This is a genomic window from Streptomyces sp. NBC_01012 (genome assembly GCF_045162755.1).
Lineage (GTDB): Bacteria > Actinomycetota > Actinomycetes > Streptomycetales > Streptomycetaceae > Streptomyces.
Map to the genome: position 1 here is coordinate 2,639,186 of NZ_CP108688.1, position 14,184 is coordinate 2,653,369.

The 14,184-nt window shown below is 69.5% G+C and carries 17 protein-coding genes and 1 pseudogene; 11 read left to right on the top strand and 7 right to left on the bottom strand.

The window, feature by feature from the left end; all coding sequences use genetic code 11:
* Positions 1 to 28: 28 nt before the first annotated feature.
* The gene (locus OG623_RS11515; protein ID WP_406146159.1) at positions 29 to 868 is read right to left on the bottom strand and encodes a Scr1 family TA system antitoxin-like transcriptional regulator; all 840 of its coding nucleotides are present in this window, start codon (positions 866 to 868) and stop codon (positions 29 to 31) included.
* A 205-nt stretch (positions 869 to 1,073) separates the two neighbouring features.
* On the opposite strand from OG623_RS11515, the gene OG623_RS11520 reads away from it, so the two are divergent.
* From OG623_RS11520 to OG623_RS11545, 6 genes are all read left to right on the top strand, one after another.
* Complete coding sequence (locus tag OG623_RS11520) at positions 1,074 to 1,517, top strand: ATP-binding protein (protein ID WP_406146160.1); 444 nt, start codon at positions 1,074 to 1,076, stop codon at positions 1,515 to 1,517.
* A 111-nt stretch (positions 1,518 to 1,628) separates the two neighbouring features.
* Positions 1,629 to 2,075 carry a peptidoglycan-binding protein gene (locus tag OG623_RS11525; protein WP_406146161.1) on the top strand — a complete coding sequence of 149 codons (447 nt, stop codon included), beginning with the start codon at positions 1,629 to 1,631 and terminating at the stop codon, positions 2,073 to 2,075.
* 146 nt (positions 2,076 to 2,221) lie between these two features.
* A complete protein-coding gene (locus OG623_RS11530) occupies positions 2,222 to 3,067 on the top strand; it encodes an SDR family oxidoreductase (protein ID WP_406146162.1) in 846 nt (281 codons plus the stop codon).
* Positions 3,068 to 3,146: 79 nt separating this feature from the next.
* On the top strand, positions 3,147 to 3,413 hold the full coding sequence (locus OG623_RS11535; protein ID WP_406146163.1) for a type II toxin-antitoxin system Phd/YefM family antitoxin: 267 nt from the start codon (positions 3,147 to 3,149) through the stop codon (positions 3,411 to 3,413).
* Complete coding sequence (locus tag OG623_RS11540; RefSeq protein WP_406146164.1) at positions 3,406 to 3,669, top strand: type II toxin-antitoxin system RelE/ParE family toxin; 264 nt, start codon at positions 3,406 to 3,408, stop codon at positions 3,667 to 3,669. Before OG623_RS11535 ends, OG623_RS11540 begins: the two co-directional genes overlap by 8 nt.
* A gap of 226 nt (positions 3,670 to 3,895) precedes the next feature.
* Complete coding sequence (locus OG623_RS11545) at positions 3,896 to 5,539, top strand: hypothetical protein (protein WP_406146165.1); 1,644 nt, start codon at positions 3,896 to 3,898, stop codon at positions 5,537 to 5,539.
* A 30-nt stretch (positions 5,540 to 5,569) separates the two neighbouring features.
* Here OG623_RS11545 and OG623_RS11550 read toward each other — a convergent pair whose 3' ends face one another.
* Positions 5,570 to 6,421 carry a helix-turn-helix transcriptional regulator gene (locus OG623_RS11550; protein WP_406146166.1) on the bottom strand — a complete coding sequence of 284 codons (852 nt, stop codon included), beginning with the start codon at positions 6,419 to 6,421 and terminating at the stop codon, positions 5,570 to 5,572.
* A gap of 100 nt (positions 6,422 to 6,521) precedes the next feature.
* On the opposite strand from OG623_RS11550, the gene OG623_RS11555 reads away from it, so the two are divergent.
* Complete coding sequence (locus tag OG623_RS11555; RefSeq protein WP_406146167.1) at positions 6,522 to 7,256, top strand: SDR family NAD(P)-dependent oxidoreductase; 735 nt, start codon at positions 6,522 to 6,524, stop codon at positions 7,254 to 7,256.
* A gap of 26 nt (positions 7,257 to 7,282) precedes the next feature.
* Here OG623_RS11555 and OG623_RS11560 read toward each other — a convergent pair.
* Positions 7,283 to 7,453: pseudogene (locus OG623_RS11560) on the bottom strand (MFS transporter); the annotation flags it as partial.
* Positions 7,454 to 7,599: 146 nt separating this feature from the next.
* Positions 7,600 to 8,190, bottom strand: coding sequence for a TetR/AcrR family transcriptional regulator (locus OG623_RS11565; protein WP_406146168.1), 591 nt, complete (start codon positions 8,188 to 8,190; stop codon positions 7,600 to 7,602).
* Positions 8,191 to 8,324: 134 nt separating this feature from the next.
* Between OG623_RS11565 and OG623_RS11570 the strand changes: the two genes are divergently transcribed.
* Positions 8,325 to 8,903, top strand: a complete 579-nt coding sequence (locus tag OG623_RS11570) for a hypothetical protein (RefSeq protein WP_406146169.1) — start codon at positions 8,325 to 8,327, stop codon at positions 8,901 to 8,903.
* Between the two features lie 125 nt (positions 8,904 to 9,028).
* Here the strand turns inward: OG623_RS11570 and eno are convergent, their stop codons facing one another.
* From eno to OG623_RS11585, 3 genes are all read right to left on the bottom strand, one after another.
* Positions 9,029 to 10,312, bottom strand: coding sequence for a phosphopyruvate hydratase (gene eno, locus OG623_RS11575; protein WP_406146170.1), 1,284 nt, complete (start codon positions 10,310 to 10,312; stop codon positions 9,029 to 9,031).
* A 545-nt stretch (positions 10,313 to 10,857) separates the two neighbouring features.
* Positions 10,858 to 11,244 (bottom strand): hypothetical protein, encoded by a 387-nt coding sequence (locus OG623_RS11580; protein WP_406146171.1) that lies wholly within the window; start codon positions 11,242 to 11,244, stop codon positions 10,858 to 10,860.
* Positions 11,245 to 11,254: 10 nt separating this feature from the next.
* Positions 11,255 to 11,659 carry an ATP-binding protein gene (locus tag OG623_RS11585; protein ID WP_406146172.1) on the bottom strand — a complete coding sequence of 135 codons (405 nt, stop codon included), beginning with the start codon at positions 11,657 to 11,659 and terminating at the stop codon, positions 11,255 to 11,257.
* Positions 11,660 to 12,026: 367 nt separating this feature from the next.
* Between OG623_RS11585 and OG623_RS11590 the strand changes: the two genes are divergently transcribed.
* From OG623_RS11590 to OG623_RS11600, 3 genes are all read left to right on the top strand, one after another.
* On the top strand, positions 12,027 to 12,893 hold the full coding sequence (locus OG623_RS11590) for a helix-turn-helix transcriptional regulator (RefSeq protein ID WP_406146173.1): 867 nt from the start codon (positions 12,027 to 12,029) through the stop codon (positions 12,891 to 12,893).
* Positions 12,890 to 13,141 (top strand): DUF397 domain-containing protein, encoded by a 252-nt coding sequence (locus OG623_RS11595; RefSeq protein WP_406146174.1) that lies wholly within the window; start codon positions 12,890 to 12,892, stop codon positions 13,139 to 13,141. The genes OG623_RS11590 and OG623_RS11595 overlap by 4 nt, the downstream gene beginning before the upstream one ends.
* Before the next feature lie 78 nt (positions 13,142 to 13,219).
* Positions 13,220 to 14,035, top strand: coding sequence for an SAM-dependent methyltransferase (locus OG623_RS11600; protein WP_406146175.1), 816 nt, complete (start codon positions 13,220 to 13,222; stop codon positions 14,033 to 14,035).
* The last annotated feature ends 149 nt before the right edge of the window (positions 14,036 to 14,184 follow it).

Below are 14,184 nucleotides of genomic sequence, written 5' to 3' on the forward strand. Positions count from 1 at the left end.
AGCTCCGCTGCCCCGACGGCATTTTCGTTCACAGCTCTCCCAAGAGTTTCTCGATCCGCGCCAACGACTCCTTCGGAGTCAGAGCCTGGGCACGCAGTACGCCGTACGTGGATTCCAGCGCCTGAACCTTCGCGGGCTCAGAGCGCACGACCCCTTGGCTCTGCGCTTCCACGTAGCTCATCCTCCGCCGGTCCTTGGTGAGGAGCAATGTGAACGGCCCCGACAAGCCCGCGTGTTCGTCTCTGCCTGTCGGCATGATCTGGATCTCGACGTGTCGCTGATGACCGACGGTCAACAGCTGTTCGAGCTGGCTGTGCAGGACGGCGGCGCCACCGAGCGGCCGCCGTACGACCGATTCCTCGATGACGAAGCTGAGCAGCGGGGCCGGGCGCCTGGAGAGCATCTTCTGGCGGTCCAGCCTGGCGGCCAGCCGCTGCTCGATGGTTTCCTCGTCGAGCAGGGGGCGCCACATGGCGAAGACAGCTCGGGCGTACTCCTCGCTCTGGAGAAGCCCGTTCACCAGCTGCGCGTCGTACGCGTGGAGTTCGCGAGCCTCGGCTTCGAGCCGCACGAACTCCCGGAAGAACGACGGATACCGCGCCCGCTCCACCTCCCCCTTCATGGCGACCAGCACCCCGTGCCCGCTCAGGACCCGGTCCACCGCGTCCACCATCTCCGGCTTGGGGATGCGGCGCCCCTGCTCGACCGAGGCGATGTGTGCCTCGCCGTATCCGACGCTGGCGCCGAGCTCCGCCTGGGTGAGCCCCGCGGCCTCGCGCAGGAGCTTCACCTGTTGGCCGAAGCAGCGCAGGAACCCGCTCCCCGGGTCAGCCGAGCCTTCGACGGCCCCGGCCACGGCGACGTCCATGCTTCCTCACTCCCTGGGTCAGCACACAGTGACAGCACGCTATGACCGGGCGCGGCTCCGGGAGGCGTTTCGGCCCGGATGTCCGCCCCACGGGTGACGGCGCGCGTCCGTACCACCCCGCCAGAATCCGGCAGAGCCCCGACAGACCGTCTCTGTACGGCCGTTGGTGCTGGTGAGAGCGGCGCTCGGGAGGGATCTTCGATCCATGACGACCTCAGGCCGTACCGCGCCGCACCCCACGGACGCCTTCGAGCTCCGCTTCTCCTCCACCCCACGCGGCGCCCGCCTCGCCCGGCGGCTGGCCTCCCACCGCGTCCACGGGTGGGGGCACCGCTACGGCTCCGAGGTGAACGACGCGGTGAGCCTGGTCGTCGGGGAGCTGGCGGCCAACGCGGTGACGCACGGGCTGGTACCCGGCCGGGACGCACTGCTCCGGCTGAGCCGGGCGCGAGGGGGACGGCTGCGGGTGGAGGTCAGCGACACCCGGGGCGAGCGGTTGCCTGTCGCCTCCACCGGCCTGTCCGCGGACGAGGAGACGGGACGAGGGCTGGTCCTGGTCGCCGCCCTCGCCGAGGAGTGGGGCGTCACCGCACGGGAGGGCGCCCCGGGCAAGACCGTGTGGGCCGTACTGGGCACGGCACGTGTATGACCTCTCACCGATCCGCCCCGAGACACGGCATGATGTCACCGTGTAACGGCATGCACTTCTGAACCCCATGAACTCGGGCTCTTGGCCCGGCAGTTGGAAGGTGGAGCAGCGTTGAACAGGATCCGGAACGTACGCACCAGATCAGCCATGACCGTGGGGGCCCTGCTGGCAGGCCTCATCGGCGGCGCCTTCGCCGTCGCACCGTCCGCGTCCGCCGCGACCGGCCCGTGCACCCGCGCGGCGACCCTCCACAACAAGGTCACCAACCCCACCTCCTACAAGTACGTGCCCTATGCCGCCGCCAACACCAGCGACTGCTGGCTGGACCGCGGGATGAGCAACTCGGCGGTCACCGCCCTGCAGAAGAACCTCAACGCCTGCTACGGATACAAGCTGGCGACGGACGGGGTCTACGGGCAGCTCACCGAGTCGGCGCTCGTCTCCGTGCAGAAGAAGGTGGGCGTCAAGGCGGACGGCGATTACGGCCCCAACACCCGTAAGGCGATGGTGTGGGCGAACTACAGCGTGGAGACCGGGGCACGGATCAACTGCAACTGACGCCCTGACACTCTGCCACCCTGCCGCCCTCGACAAGCCGACGAGGGTGACCGAATTGTCCGCCGTCCGCGCATAGGGTGCGGCAGTACGAGCCGGCCCCTCGGGTGCCCCGGGAGCCTGAACACCTGCGCGGAAGGCGTGACGACATGGCGGGACCGATTCTCATCACCGGTGCGGGCAGCGGCTTCGGCAAGGAAGTGGCGCTGCGGCTCGCCGCGGCCGGGCACGAGGTGATCGCGGGCGTGGAGATCATCGCCCAGGTCAGCTCGGTACGCGCCGCCGCCCGCGAACGAGGTGTCGAGGTACGGGTCGAGAAGCTGGACGTGACCGACCCGGGCGACCGGGAGAGCGCCTGGTCCTGGGACGTGGAGGTCCTCCTCAACAACGCCGGCGTCTCCGAGGGCGGTGCGACCGCCGACATCCCCGAGGACCGGCTGCGCCGCCAGTTCGAGGTGAACGTGCTCGGACCCGTCCTGCTCACCCAGGGGATCGCGCGCCGGATGGCGGCCCGCCGCAGCGGGCGGATCGTGTTCATGTCCTCGGTCGCCGGTCTCACCGTCGACCCGTTCACCGGCGCGTACGCGGCCTCCAAGCACGCGGTGGAGGCGTTCGCCGACGCACTCGACCAGGAACTCGCGGAGTTCGGGATCACGGTGGCGACGATCAACCCGGGGCCCTTCCTCACCGGTTTCAACGACACGATGTTCGAGACGTGGAAGGAATGGCGCGACGATCCCGCCGACCGCCTCCACGACTACTCCGCACTCGCCTTCCCGCACGAGCAGTACGACCCCGAACCGGTCCACCGACGGACCGTCGAGGTCCTCCTGGGCGAGGACCGCCGCTACCGGCACCTCCTCCCGGCCGAGATGGAACCGCAGGCCCGCGAGCAACTCGACGCCCAGTGGGGCAGGCAGCTCAACGACGGCCGCCGCCCCGCCCTCGTACAGAAGGCCTACGACATCAGCCCCGGCACTCCGGTCCGTCCCTGACCTCCGGAAGCACGACGCCGGGCACCCGACAAACTTTGCGCCCTTGTGTACACAAGGGACACCCGGTACATTTGAGCTCATGACTCAGATGCCCATAGAGACCATTCGCGATGTCCGTGCACACCTGGCGGAAGTGGTGGAGCGCGCTGATCGGGACGACACCCCCACCGTCATCACCCGGCGGGGAAAAGAGGTCGCCGCAGTCGTCTCGATCGAGGTGCTCCGCAAGTACCAGGAATGGGAAGAGCGCGAGATCAACCGACTCATCGACGACCGCATGGCGAGCCGGTCGGCCGGTATCCCCATCGAGGACATCATGGGCGAGACACTGGCACGCAGTGAGTGAGTACCGCACCGTCTTCCACCCGGAGGCCCGCTCGGAGCTCCGCAAGGTCCCACGCGACGCGGCGCTCCGCATCCTGACCAAGCTGACGGAACTGGAATGCGACCCGTTCGGCTTCAACACCACTGCGCTGGTGTCCCAGCCGGAGCGGCGTCGGCTGCGAGTCGGGGACTACCGCGTCATCTACACCGTCGACAACGGCGAACTGGTCGTGTGGGTCATCCGTGTCGGGCATCGCTCCACGGTCTACGGCAACTGAGCCAGGCTCCTGCCGCAGGACCCCGGGGGCGTTCTGCACGCAATGGGCCGTCCCGAAGCGGCAACCGCACGAAGTCCCGGAAACTCTGCCCTGACAAGAAGTACATCGGGGCACCACCGTCACATCATATGGTCGTAACCTCTGGGCACCAGGGCGATCGAGGCAAGGGGACGGCGTGCGGGCGAACGGGGCAAAGAGCGGGGCGTCGAGGGACAACAGGAGTGCTGTGCGGCAGGCGCGCCTGCCCGTCTCGGGGACCCGGGCCGCGGGCGCCGTCGCGGCGCGGCGGGGTGACGTGGTGGCTCCGGGGGACATGCTGGCGCTACAGGGACGCGCCGGGAACGCCGCCGTGTCCTCCGCCCTTGGGCATACGGCTGACGCGCGGCCGGCCCGCACCGGCACCCCGGTGCAGCGGGCGGGTGCCGAGGAGCAGGGGACGGCGTCCGCGAACCCGTCGCGCGGTGCTCAGGCCAGGGGCACCGTGTCAGCCGGCGGCCGGACCGGCGGCGAGACGCTCGCGCTCGGTTCCGAGCTGGCCAACCCGGCCGCAACCGCGACCATCGGCGCAGATTTCATCGATCCGTCCGTCAGCACCACGGACTCCTACAACGTGGGCGTCGCGGGCCCCGCGGCCACCGCTCTGGTGGCGGGCGCCGCACTGCCCGGGAACGTCCGGGACGGCATCGCCGCACGTCAGGGACTCAAGCAGGCGCCGCAGGGCAGCGGACAGCGGCACGCCTTCAAGCGCGATCGGCGCGCCGCCGACGCCGACGGCGCACAGAATGCCGGGACCGTGTTGAGCGGCATGGCCAACGCCGCGGGTGGCGCGATGAATCTCGCCGGTCAGGCACCCGCCACCTACAACGCGGTGCTCTCCGGTGGCGGTGGCGTCGGCCTGCCGGTTGCCGCGCTTCAGACCGGGCGCTACATCCGCAAGGCGGTCAAGGCCCGGAAGCGGGTGAAGGAGCTCGAAGCTCTCATGCTCAGGCAGGACCAGCAGCCGGCGGTGGCGCTGCGGGCCGCCAAGGAGGAGGTGGAGGCGCGCCTCGCATCGGTACACGCGCTGGACAAGGCCTTCGAGGCCGCGCACGCCGAGTACAAGGCCCGGGTCGAGGACCAGTCGCGGCCGGCGGACGAGCGGCTGTACCCGGACACCACGATCGATCTGCTGGGCGACCTCGTGCTCACGTACGAGGATCTTGAGAAGCAGCTCCAGGAAGCCGTCAGCGCACACACGGCCGCCGTCCAGGAGGCCGCCCAGCGCGAACTGGTCCAAGAGGCGATCAAGAACGCCCTGAACGAGGTCGCGGCGGCGGTCGCCCGGAGCGAGAGCGACGGGGACGAGCAGATCACCCTGCGGCAGATCCAGCAGTACGCGACCCGGAAGAACAGCCGGGGCGTCAACAAGAAGATGGTGACCGCCCTCTCGGGGGCCCTGGGTGTGTCCGCCGGAGTCGCCACCCTCATCTCCACCATCGCCATCGCGGCCGGTGCCACCGCCGGTGCCGCGATACTCGTGACCACACCGGTGGGCTGGGGACTGGCCGCCGCGGCCGCGACGGTCGCGCTGTCCCTCGCCTCCTACAAGGCGTGGCAGACGATCGCCAAGCGCTGGGAGCAGACCGCGACCGAAGCGCCCGAGGACTCCACCTTCCGGCACCTGGGCAAGACTCTGGCTTTCTGGCGCAGGACCGGTCGCAGTGAGCGTACGCAGTACGCGACGGCGCTGTACCGGTTCGCGCAGAGCACGGACCCGGTCCAGGGTGAGCTGGCCCGCGACACGGTGGGGACCTTGGGACTCGACTGGGACCGCATCGGCGGTGACGAGGCGAGCGCCATCAAGCTCATCGCCGCCAAGCTGGCCTCCTGACCGGGACGGGAGCTGGGGTGAACGGGTGTCTCAGGCGCTGTCCACGCGCATCCGCTCGGTGCCCATGACGCGCAGGACGTCGAGCGCCGACGCCTCACGCGTGCCGGCCGCCGCCGAGTAGACGATCAACGACTGGTCGGTGTCCGGCAGCAGCAGGGTGTCGCAGTCCAGGACGAGTGGTCCGAGGTCGGGGTGGTCGACCGTCTTGTGCATCGACCGCCGCACCACCGAGCCGCCCTCCTCCCACAGCTGCCGGAACCGCTCGCTGCCGGCGAGCAGTTCATCGACCAGCGCGCGCAGATCCGGGTCGTCCGGGTAGCGGGAGAGCGCGGTACGCAGCGACCCGACGGCGTGCCGCGCCGTCGCCTCGTCCTCATCGGGGCCGGGCGCCACGCGGGTGCCGACGGTGCCGAGGAACCGCTGCCAGATGATGTTGCGCCGCCGCTCGGGCCAGCGGCTCAGGTCGCCGAGGAGCGCGTCGGCCATCGAGTTGTGCGCCAGCACATCGCCCCTGGCCGACAGCACGAGGGCCGGCAGGTCGTTCAGCCGCTGGAGCAGCCGCAGCACGCTCGGCCTGACCGACATCTCGACCCGGCCTGCGAGCGGCGGGGCGCTGCCCGCGAGGCGGAAGACCTGGTCGCGCTCGTCGGTCTCCAGCCGAAGCGCCCTGGTCAGTGCCGTGAGCACCTGGACGGACGGCCTCGGCCCCCGGCCCTGCTCCAGGCGGACGACGTAGTCGACGCTCAGCCCGGCCAGCTGGGCCACCTCTTCGCGCCGCAGGCCTGCCACCCGTCGTCGCGGGCCCGCCGGAAGACCGACCTCATCGGGCGCGATGCGTGCCCGCGCGGCCTTGAGGACGCGGGCGAGTTCGAGACGGTCCATGAGCCGATTGTCTCCCCGCCCCGAAGGGGTATCCAGGGACGGCCGCTCCCAGTCTCGGGCCTCTCTGGATAGCTTCCCGATCAGGGCCCATGGTCGGGGCATGAGCGAATCACACAGCCACTCCAGCACCACCACCGTCCTGATCACCGGAGGCAACAAGGGGCTCGGCAAGGAGGCGGCCCGTCGTCTGGGCGCACTGGGCTGGCGGGTCTTCCTCGGGGCACGTGACGAGGCCAGGGGCCGCCGGGCGGGCGAGGAGCTCGCCGCCGAAGGCGCCGACGTCACCTTCGTCCCGCTGGACGTCACCTCCGACGAATCGGTCGCCGCCGCCGTACGCACCGTGGGCGCGAGCACCGACCGGCTGGACGTCCTGATCAACAACGCCGGGATCACCGGCCCGCTCGTCGGCCCGGAGGACACCACGGCGCAGCACCTCGTCCCGGTCCTGGACGTCAATGTCCTCGGCCCGGTCCGCGTGACACACGCGTTCCTGCCGCTGCTGCGCGCAGGACACGACCCACGGGTGGTGATGGTCTCCAGCGGCTCCGGGTCGCTGACCGTCATGACGAACCCCGAGCGGAAGGAGTCGTCCTTCCCTCACCTGATGTACCCGCCGTCCAAGGCCGCCCTCAACATGATCACCACCCAGTACGCCAAGGCCATCCCCGGGATCCGCTTCAACCTCGCCGACCCAGGCTTCACCGCCACCGACCTCAACCGCCACCAGGGCACCCAGACCGTCACGGAAGGCACCGACGCCATCATCGAGCTGGCGACCACCTCACCCGGGCCGACCGGCCGGTACCGCGACCGCGAGGGCTCCGTCCCCTGGTGATGACGGGCCCTGGCGGGACGGGGCAGAGCGGGTCCCGCCACCACTCGGGGCGCCGCGGTGATCGCGGTGGTGGCGGAGGACAGACCGAGCGCGGCGCCGAACTGGAAGGACGTGTACAGCAGACCGCCGGCGACGCCCTGTTCCTCCTCCGCGACGCCCTCGGTGGCGACGATGGTCAACGGGCCGTAGGCGAGCGTGGAATACCTTCGGACAGACGAAGGAGCGCGGCGATTGAGCCAAGGGCTGCCCCCATTACCTAATGGCTGCGCCGGTGCCGCCGTTCACCCGCATACCTTCACGCTGCATACGGTCACAGTCATGGCGCACGGGTCACCGGCCGAGGTCAGGGAGAGGCGGGGCGCCTCTGGAGGATTCCCTCGACGGCCTGGAGGAAGGTTTCGCAGACGAGTTCCGGGTCGAAGAGGCAGCCGGCCGCCATGGCACCGTCCCGCAGCATGACGAAGTGCCGGCCGGCCGCGTCGGCGGGCGAGTGGCCCGCCTGTGCGAGCAGCTCGGTCATGGTGTCCAGGAACCACTGCCGGTGGGCCAGCACGGCCTGGTGGACCGGGTGCTCGGGGTCGGGATACTCGGCCACCGCGTTGAGGAAGGCGCACCCCCGGAACCCGGGCGAGCTGATGCCGTCCGCCAGGGCCCGGCCTACGGCACGGATCTTGTCGGCCGCCGACGCCTCGCTCGTGCGCGCGGCCGCGACCTGCGCCCTGATCCCCTGGTCGGCCTGGTCGAGATAGGCGAGAACGAGCTCCTCCTTGCCGGAGAAGTGCCGGTACAGCGTCGCCCGGGTGACCTGCGCCTCCGCGATGATCCGGTCGACGCCGACGGAGTGGATGCCCTCCGCGTAGAAGACCCGTGTCGCCGTACCGAGCAGCCTGGCTCGCGCCTCGGACGTGCTGCCGCCTCCTGTGCCCCGACTCATGGGTCCAAGACTACCAAACCCATGAGGGAGAACGTTCGGTCTTGACAGACGCACGCCCGACCCTTTGGATAGGGGTAGACCGAACGTTCTCCCTCACGTTTCGTCGACACACACCACCGACCGAAGGGCACCCCATGAACGCCACCGACACCACCTCCGCCACCCGCATCGCCCCCCTCCCCACGGCCGCCCCCGACGCCCTGCGGAAGCTGTACTTCCTGCGCTTCGCGTTCGCCGCCGTATGGGCCGCCCTGCTGTTCGCGACCGCCGACACGCTGGGCCCGCTGAGCACGGCACTGCTGGTGATCTACCCGCTGTTCGACGTGGCCTGCGCCGTCGTCGACGCCAGGTCCGCCCGCGCGAACGGCGGTCCGGTGCGCGGCCTGTACGTGAACATCGCGCTCAGCACCCTCACCGCCATCGGTCTCGCGGTCGCCGCCACCTCCGGCATCCCCGCGGTCCTGCGCGTCTGGGGCGCCTGGGCCGTCACCGCGGGCCTCGTACAGCTCGTCGTCGGGTCGCTCCGGCGCCGGCTCGGCGGCCAGTGGGCGATGATCGCCAGTGGCGCCATCTCCACCCTCGCCGGCTCGTCCTTCGTCGCGCAGGCGGGCGCGGACGACGCCACCCTGAGCAATCTGGCCGGTTACGCCTTCCTCGGCGGCGTCTTCTTCCTCGTGTCCGCCCTCCGCATCAAGCGCACAGCCGGGAACTGAGCGCTCCGCGCCGGTCACCCGGCGCGGAGCGGACGGAGCTCAGGACTTTCGAGAACTCCGCTCAGCACAAGCGCCGTTTCAGCACAAGCCACTTCGGCGCACGCTGTTTCAGCGCAATCCCCTCTTCAGCACGCGCCGTTGAAGAACGTCGCCCCGCCGTAGACCGCGTCGGATCCCAGCTCTTCCTCGATCCGGATCAGCTGGTTGTACTTGGCCGTACGGTCCGACCGCGACAGCGAACCGGTCTTGATCTGGCCGCAGTTGAGAGCGACCGCCAGATCCGCGATGGTCGTGTCCTCGGTCTCGCCCGACCGGTGCGACATCACCACGGCGTATCCGGCGCGGAAAGCCGTGTTCGCGGCGTCCAGCATTTCCGTCAGGGTACCGATCTGATTCACCTTGACGAGAATGGAATTCGCGATGCCCCGCCCGATCCCGTCCTCGAGGAGCCGGACATTGGTGCAGAAGACATCGTCGCCGACCAGCTGACACCGTGCGCCGATGGCGTCGGTGAGGTACTTCCAGCCCTCGAAGTCATCCTGGGCCATTCCGTCCTCGATGGACACGATCGGGAATCGCGACACCAGATCGGCCAGGTAATCGGCGTGTTCGGTCACCGAGCGGACACGGTTCTCGCCCGCGTAGTGGTAGGCGCCGTCGCGGTAGAACTCGGAGGAGGCCGGGTCCAGCAGCAGGGCGACATCCGTGCCCGGCTGGTAACCGGCCTTCTCGATCGCCTCGACGATGAAGGAAAGCGCCTCGTCCGCGGTGGAAAGGTTGGGCGCGAAGCCGCCCTCGTCGCCGACATTGGTGTTGTGCCCGGCATCACGGAGCAGGTCACGCAGGGTGTGGAACACCTCGGACCCGATACGAACGGCCTCGGCCATGGAAGCCGCGCCCACCGGCGCGATCATGAACTCCTGGAAGTCCAGGGCGTTGTCGGCGTGGGCACCGCCGTTGATGATGTTGATCATCGGCGTGGGCAGGACATGCGAGAAGGTGCCGCCCACATAGCGGTACAGCGGCAGCCCGTGGGACGCGGCCGCGGCCTTCGCGACCGCCAGCGACACACCGAGCGTCGCGTTGGCGCCGAGCCGCCCCTTGTTCACCGTACCGTCGAGCTCGATCATTCGACGGTCGACGGCCGACTGCGACTCGGCCGGCAGCCCCTTCACCGCGTCGGCGATCTCACCGTTCACCGCGGCGACCGCGCGGGTGACACCCTTGCCGCGGAAACGGTCCGGGTCGGAGTCCCGGAGTTCGACGGCCTCCCGGGTTCCCGTCGACGCGCCGGACGGTACCGCGGCCCTTCCGAGGGAACCGTCGGCCAGGCGCACATCCACCTCGACCGTGGGGTTCCCACGGCTGTCGACGATTTCACGTGCGAACACTGAGGTAATCTCTGACATTCACTCCACCTTCGCCATGTCCCGCATTCTCATACGGGATCAGTCACCGAACGACATCGCCGCGGTGGCACGCTAGGGGGACTCCACGCTGAGTTCCGCCTGATAAATGCGCACAGAACCTGCGATGGTCACGTCATGCGCTCATCACGAACGGCTGTTGATCCGAAGGGCTTCGGAACCGGCCCGAAGTACGTCCCGAATTACCGGGTGCCCGCAGCCGAAGCGGGAAGTCAAGAGCTCGGCATATCCGAATGCCGGACGCCGACGACCGATATGCAACACCGACCGCCGCACTCAAGACCATGCCCCCAGCCCCCGTTCAGTGGCGACCGGAGTCGCCGCGCAGGCGCCATCTAACCACACGGCACACAGAAGCCATATGGGCGGGGCATTTACGCTCAATTGTTTAGCCGGGCTCTCGATCGAGCCCTTCGGCGCAGTTCTCCTGGGCTTTATGAGCGGTGCCGTACCGATACACGGCCCTTTGGTGAGCCATACCGAAACGACGGTTATCGGCCCCGGGAGACAACGACGGCCGGGCGGGATCAGCGGGGCTTGCGGCCCCGGGACGACAGCGGTGCCCAGGTGTACCGGAGGCGCACACCCTGGTCGTGGAGCCAGTCGGCCTCGCGGAGGCGGAGTTCACGCGCGGACTCCGGGGCGATGGCACTGGGCCAGCGGACGAGCACCTCGGTGACATGGCCGGTCTGCGCCAGCTGTCGCACGCGCCGCCACCCCGTGCGCCGGGCCGGGTCGGGTTCGCCGTACGTATCGGTGACGACCTCGGCGATCGTCAGCCCGCGCTCCCGGGCGAACGCATGGCCTTCCGCCTGTGCGCGCTGCGCGGCTCCCCCGGACACGGCCCTGGCCCGATCGGCGCACACGTACAGCACGACGGAGGCATCGGCGTCCCCGCGCGGAGTCATGGGCATCTCGGGCACCTCAAGCACCGGCCGTCAACTCCGCCCATACGACCTTGCCCTGGCACCGCGTCGAACGCGCGGAGCCCCAGCTGTGGGCGAGTTGGGAGACGAGGAACAGTCCGCGCCCACACTCCTCGTCGAGGCCCGCACGGCGCTCGGACGGAGGGATCGGATCGCTGCCCTCGTCGTGGACCTCGATACGCAGCCGCCGCTCGTCGCCGGTCAGCGTGAGGCCGCACAGGACGTGACCCGTGCCGGTGTGCAGCACGGCGTTCGTCGTCAACTCCGAGACGAGCAGCGCCGCGTCACCGCAGGTGTCGCCGGACAGCTTCCACGCGCGGAGCCGGTCACGCACGGTGTCCCGGGCCGATCTCGCGCTTGTACGCAGGGCGGGCAGCACGAACCAGTGCTCCCGTCGCGGCACGGTCCTGACTAAGGCGGGGGGAGGGGCCGGGGTCGAGTGCGCGGACAGAGTCACGGATGTCGCCTTCCAGCGCCTCCCGGGGCGCGGTGGGGGGATGCGGTGCTGCAACGCGAGCGGTGAGAGGCGCGCGCCGGGGCAACCGGCCGGCAGTGGGAGTCGACGACGGCATCGTCCATCACCCACCCGCTCCCGGGCCGGATCCTGCGCCATAGCTGTGACGTGACCACTCACCCCTCCACTATGCGCGTGATCGGGCACACGCTGCAACCGACTCCCTGATAATTTCAGCAGCTCGGGTATCAGTCTGGCGTATACATCAATTGGCTGTAAGAATGGCGGTATTGACGGTCCTTCAGGAGGGTTGGGCGTGAGCGAGGCCCGTTCGAGCACGAGCGCGCCGACAGTCCTGCGCATGATCCTCGGCCGTCGGCTTCAGGAGATGCGGCAAGACGCCGGTGCCTCGCTGGAGGACGCGGCCAAGGCCCTGCGCGTGACCACTTTGACGATCCGACGGCTGGAGAAGGCCGAGGTCGCTCTGAAGCCTCTCTACGCGGAGAAGCTGCTGGAGACCTTCGGCGCCGAGCGCCAGGAGATCGACGAGTTCGTCGATATGGCCGAGCAGGCCAACAAGCCGGGCTGGTGGCACTCCTACCGCGACGCCGTCCCCAGCTGGTTCACCGCCTATGTCAGCCTCGAAGCGGGCGCCCGAACTCTTCGCACGTACGAACCCCAGTACGTCACGGGCCTCCTCCAGACCCACGACTACGCACACGCGACGCTGCGCGGCGGGCTCCCGAACGGCAGCGACGAGGAGCTGGCGCGCCGTGTCGAACTGCGGCTGCGCCGCCAGAGCCTGCTGGAGCGCGAGGACGCCCCCACGCTGTGGGTGGTCATGGAGGAAGCTGTCCTGCACCGGGTGGTGGGCAGTCCTCAGGTGATGCGGGAGCAGATCGAGCGGCTCCTGGACGTCCTTGAGCTCGCGCACGTCAGTCTCGACATCGTGCCCTTCACCGCGGGTGCGCACATCGGAGCGTGCGCCCCGTTCACATATTTCCGGTTCGAGGAACCCGAACTGCCGGACGTCGTCTACAGCGAACTCCTGTCCGCCTCGGTCTATTTCGACCAGCGCGCGGACGTCGTCTCCCATCTGGAGGCACATACCCGCATGTCGCTGCTGACGTCGTCCGCGGACAGCAAGGCGCTCCTGAACCGCATGCGCAAGGAGTACTCATGACGGTGACCGACGAGGGCGTCTACAACGGCATGCCGGCGCGCAATCTCGGGGAACAGGGCTGGGAGCGTCCCTGGAGCGGCCCGAACGGCGGTCAGTGCGTCGAGACGAAGCAGCTCGCCGACGGCCGGGTGGCCGTACGGCAGTCCACCGACCCGGCCGGGCCGGCGCTGATCTACACGCCGGAGGAGATGGCCGCGTTCGTCCGCGGGGTCAAAGAAGGCCTGGCCGATCACTTGGCCGCCGGGTGAACCGACGGCGGGGAAGGGACGACGGCATCGGTCCCGTCCCTGGCCTGCGGGCCGACACACAGATATGAAGGGAAGCACATGACCACCAGGCAGGCCGGCCAGGATCTCGACACGAGCAAGGCGCACTCGGCTCGGATGTACGACTACTTCCTCGGCGGCAAGGACCACTTCGAGATCGACAAGGACGCGGCCCTGGTCGCGGCCCAGGCCCACCCCGGCATCTACGTGACCGCGCGCGAGAACCGCGCGTTCATGCACCGGGCCACCCGGGCCCTGGCGCAGGAGCACGGCATCCGCCAGTGGCTCGACATCGGCACGGGCATCCCGACCGAGCCGAATCTGCACCAGGTCGCCCAGTCCGTGGCGAGCGACGCGCGCGTGGTGTACGCGGACAACGACCCGCTCGTCCTCAAGTACGCCGAGCGCCTGATGCGCAGCACGACCCAGGGACGCACGGCCTACGTCCAGGCCGATGCCACCGACGCCGACGCGCTGATGAGCGCCGTGGAGGACGCGGGGGTCCTGGACTTCGACCAGCCCATCGCCCTCTCCCTCAACGCGCTCATGCACTTCATCACCGACCCGCACGACCCTTACGCCATCGTCCGCCGGCTGCTCGACCCGCTCCCGGCCGGCAGCGCCCTCGCGATGACGCACTGCACGCCCGACTTCGACCCCGTCACCTGGAACAAGGTCGCGGAGGTCTACACGAAGTCCGGCTCGCCGGTGAAGTTCCGCTCGCACAGCGACGTAAGCCGCTTCTTCGACGGCCTCGACCTGATCGAGCCCCTCTGCTGCTGCCACCGCTGGCGGGCCCCCGAACCGGCCGCAGGCGAGCCGGAGATCACGGACGCCATGATCAGTCTGCTGGCAGGCGTGGCCATCAAGCGCTGACGGTACGGCGGCGGCGTACGGTCCACAGCCACACCGCGCCGAGACGGGCGGCACCGCGACCACAATGTTCGTGGCAGTGACCGAGGACCAGCGCTCCCCGCCGACGCTGCGATGACAGGCCCTCCGACCGTCGGCGGCGCAACGACCTC

What these genes read in the sequence shown, in the direction of transcription:
- OG623_RS11520 (WP_406146160.1), top strand. Translation starts at nt 1,074, where the DNA reads ATGACGACCTCAGGCCGTACCGCGCCGCACCCCACGGACGCCTTCGAG.
- OG623_RS11570 (WP_406146169.1), top strand. Translation starts at nt 8,325, where the DNA reads ATGAACGCCACCGACACCACCTCCGCCACCCGCATCGCCCCCCTCCCC.
- OG623_RS11550 (WP_406146166.1), bottom strand. Translation starts at nt 6,421, where the DNA reads ATGGACCGTCTCGAACTCGCCCGCGTCCTCAAGGCCGCGCGGGCACGC.
- OG623_RS11580 (WP_406146171.1), bottom strand. Translation starts at nt 11,244, where the DNA reads ATGCCCATGACTCCGCGCGGGGACGCCGATGCCTCCGTCGTGCTGTAC.
- OG623_RS11600 (WP_406146175.1), top strand. Translation starts at nt 13,220, where the DNA reads ATGACCACCAGGCAGGCCGGCCAGGATCTCGACACGAGCAAGGCGCAC.
- OG623_RS11535 (WP_406146163.1), top strand. Translation starts at nt 3,147, where the DNA reads ATGACTCAGATGCCCATAGAGACCATTCGCGATGTCCGTGCACACCTG.
- eno (WP_406146170.1), bottom strand. Translation starts at nt 10,312, where the DNA reads ATGTCAGAGATTACCTCAGTGTTCGCACGTGAAATCGTCGACAGCCGT.
- OG623_RS11530 (WP_406146162.1), top strand. Translation starts at nt 2,222, where the DNA reads ATGGCGGGACCGATTCTCATCACCGGTGCGGGCAGCGGCTTCGGCAAG.
- OG623_RS11595 (WP_406146174.1), top strand. Translation starts at nt 12,890, where the DNA reads ATGACGGTGACCGACGAGGGCGTCTACAACGGCATGCCGGCGCGCAAT.
- OG623_RS11555 (WP_406146167.1), top strand. Translation starts at nt 6,522, where the DNA reads ATGAGCGAATCACACAGCCACTCCAGCACCACCACCGTCCTGATCACC.
- OG623_RS11565 (WP_406146168.1), bottom strand. Translation starts at nt 8,190, where the DNA reads ATGAGTCGGGGCACAGGAGGCGGCAGCACGTCCGAGGCGCGAGCCAGG.
- OG623_RS11515 (WP_406146159.1), bottom strand. Translation starts at nt 868, where the DNA reads ATGGACGTCGCCGTGGCCGGGGCCGTCGAAGGCTCGGCTGACCCGGGG.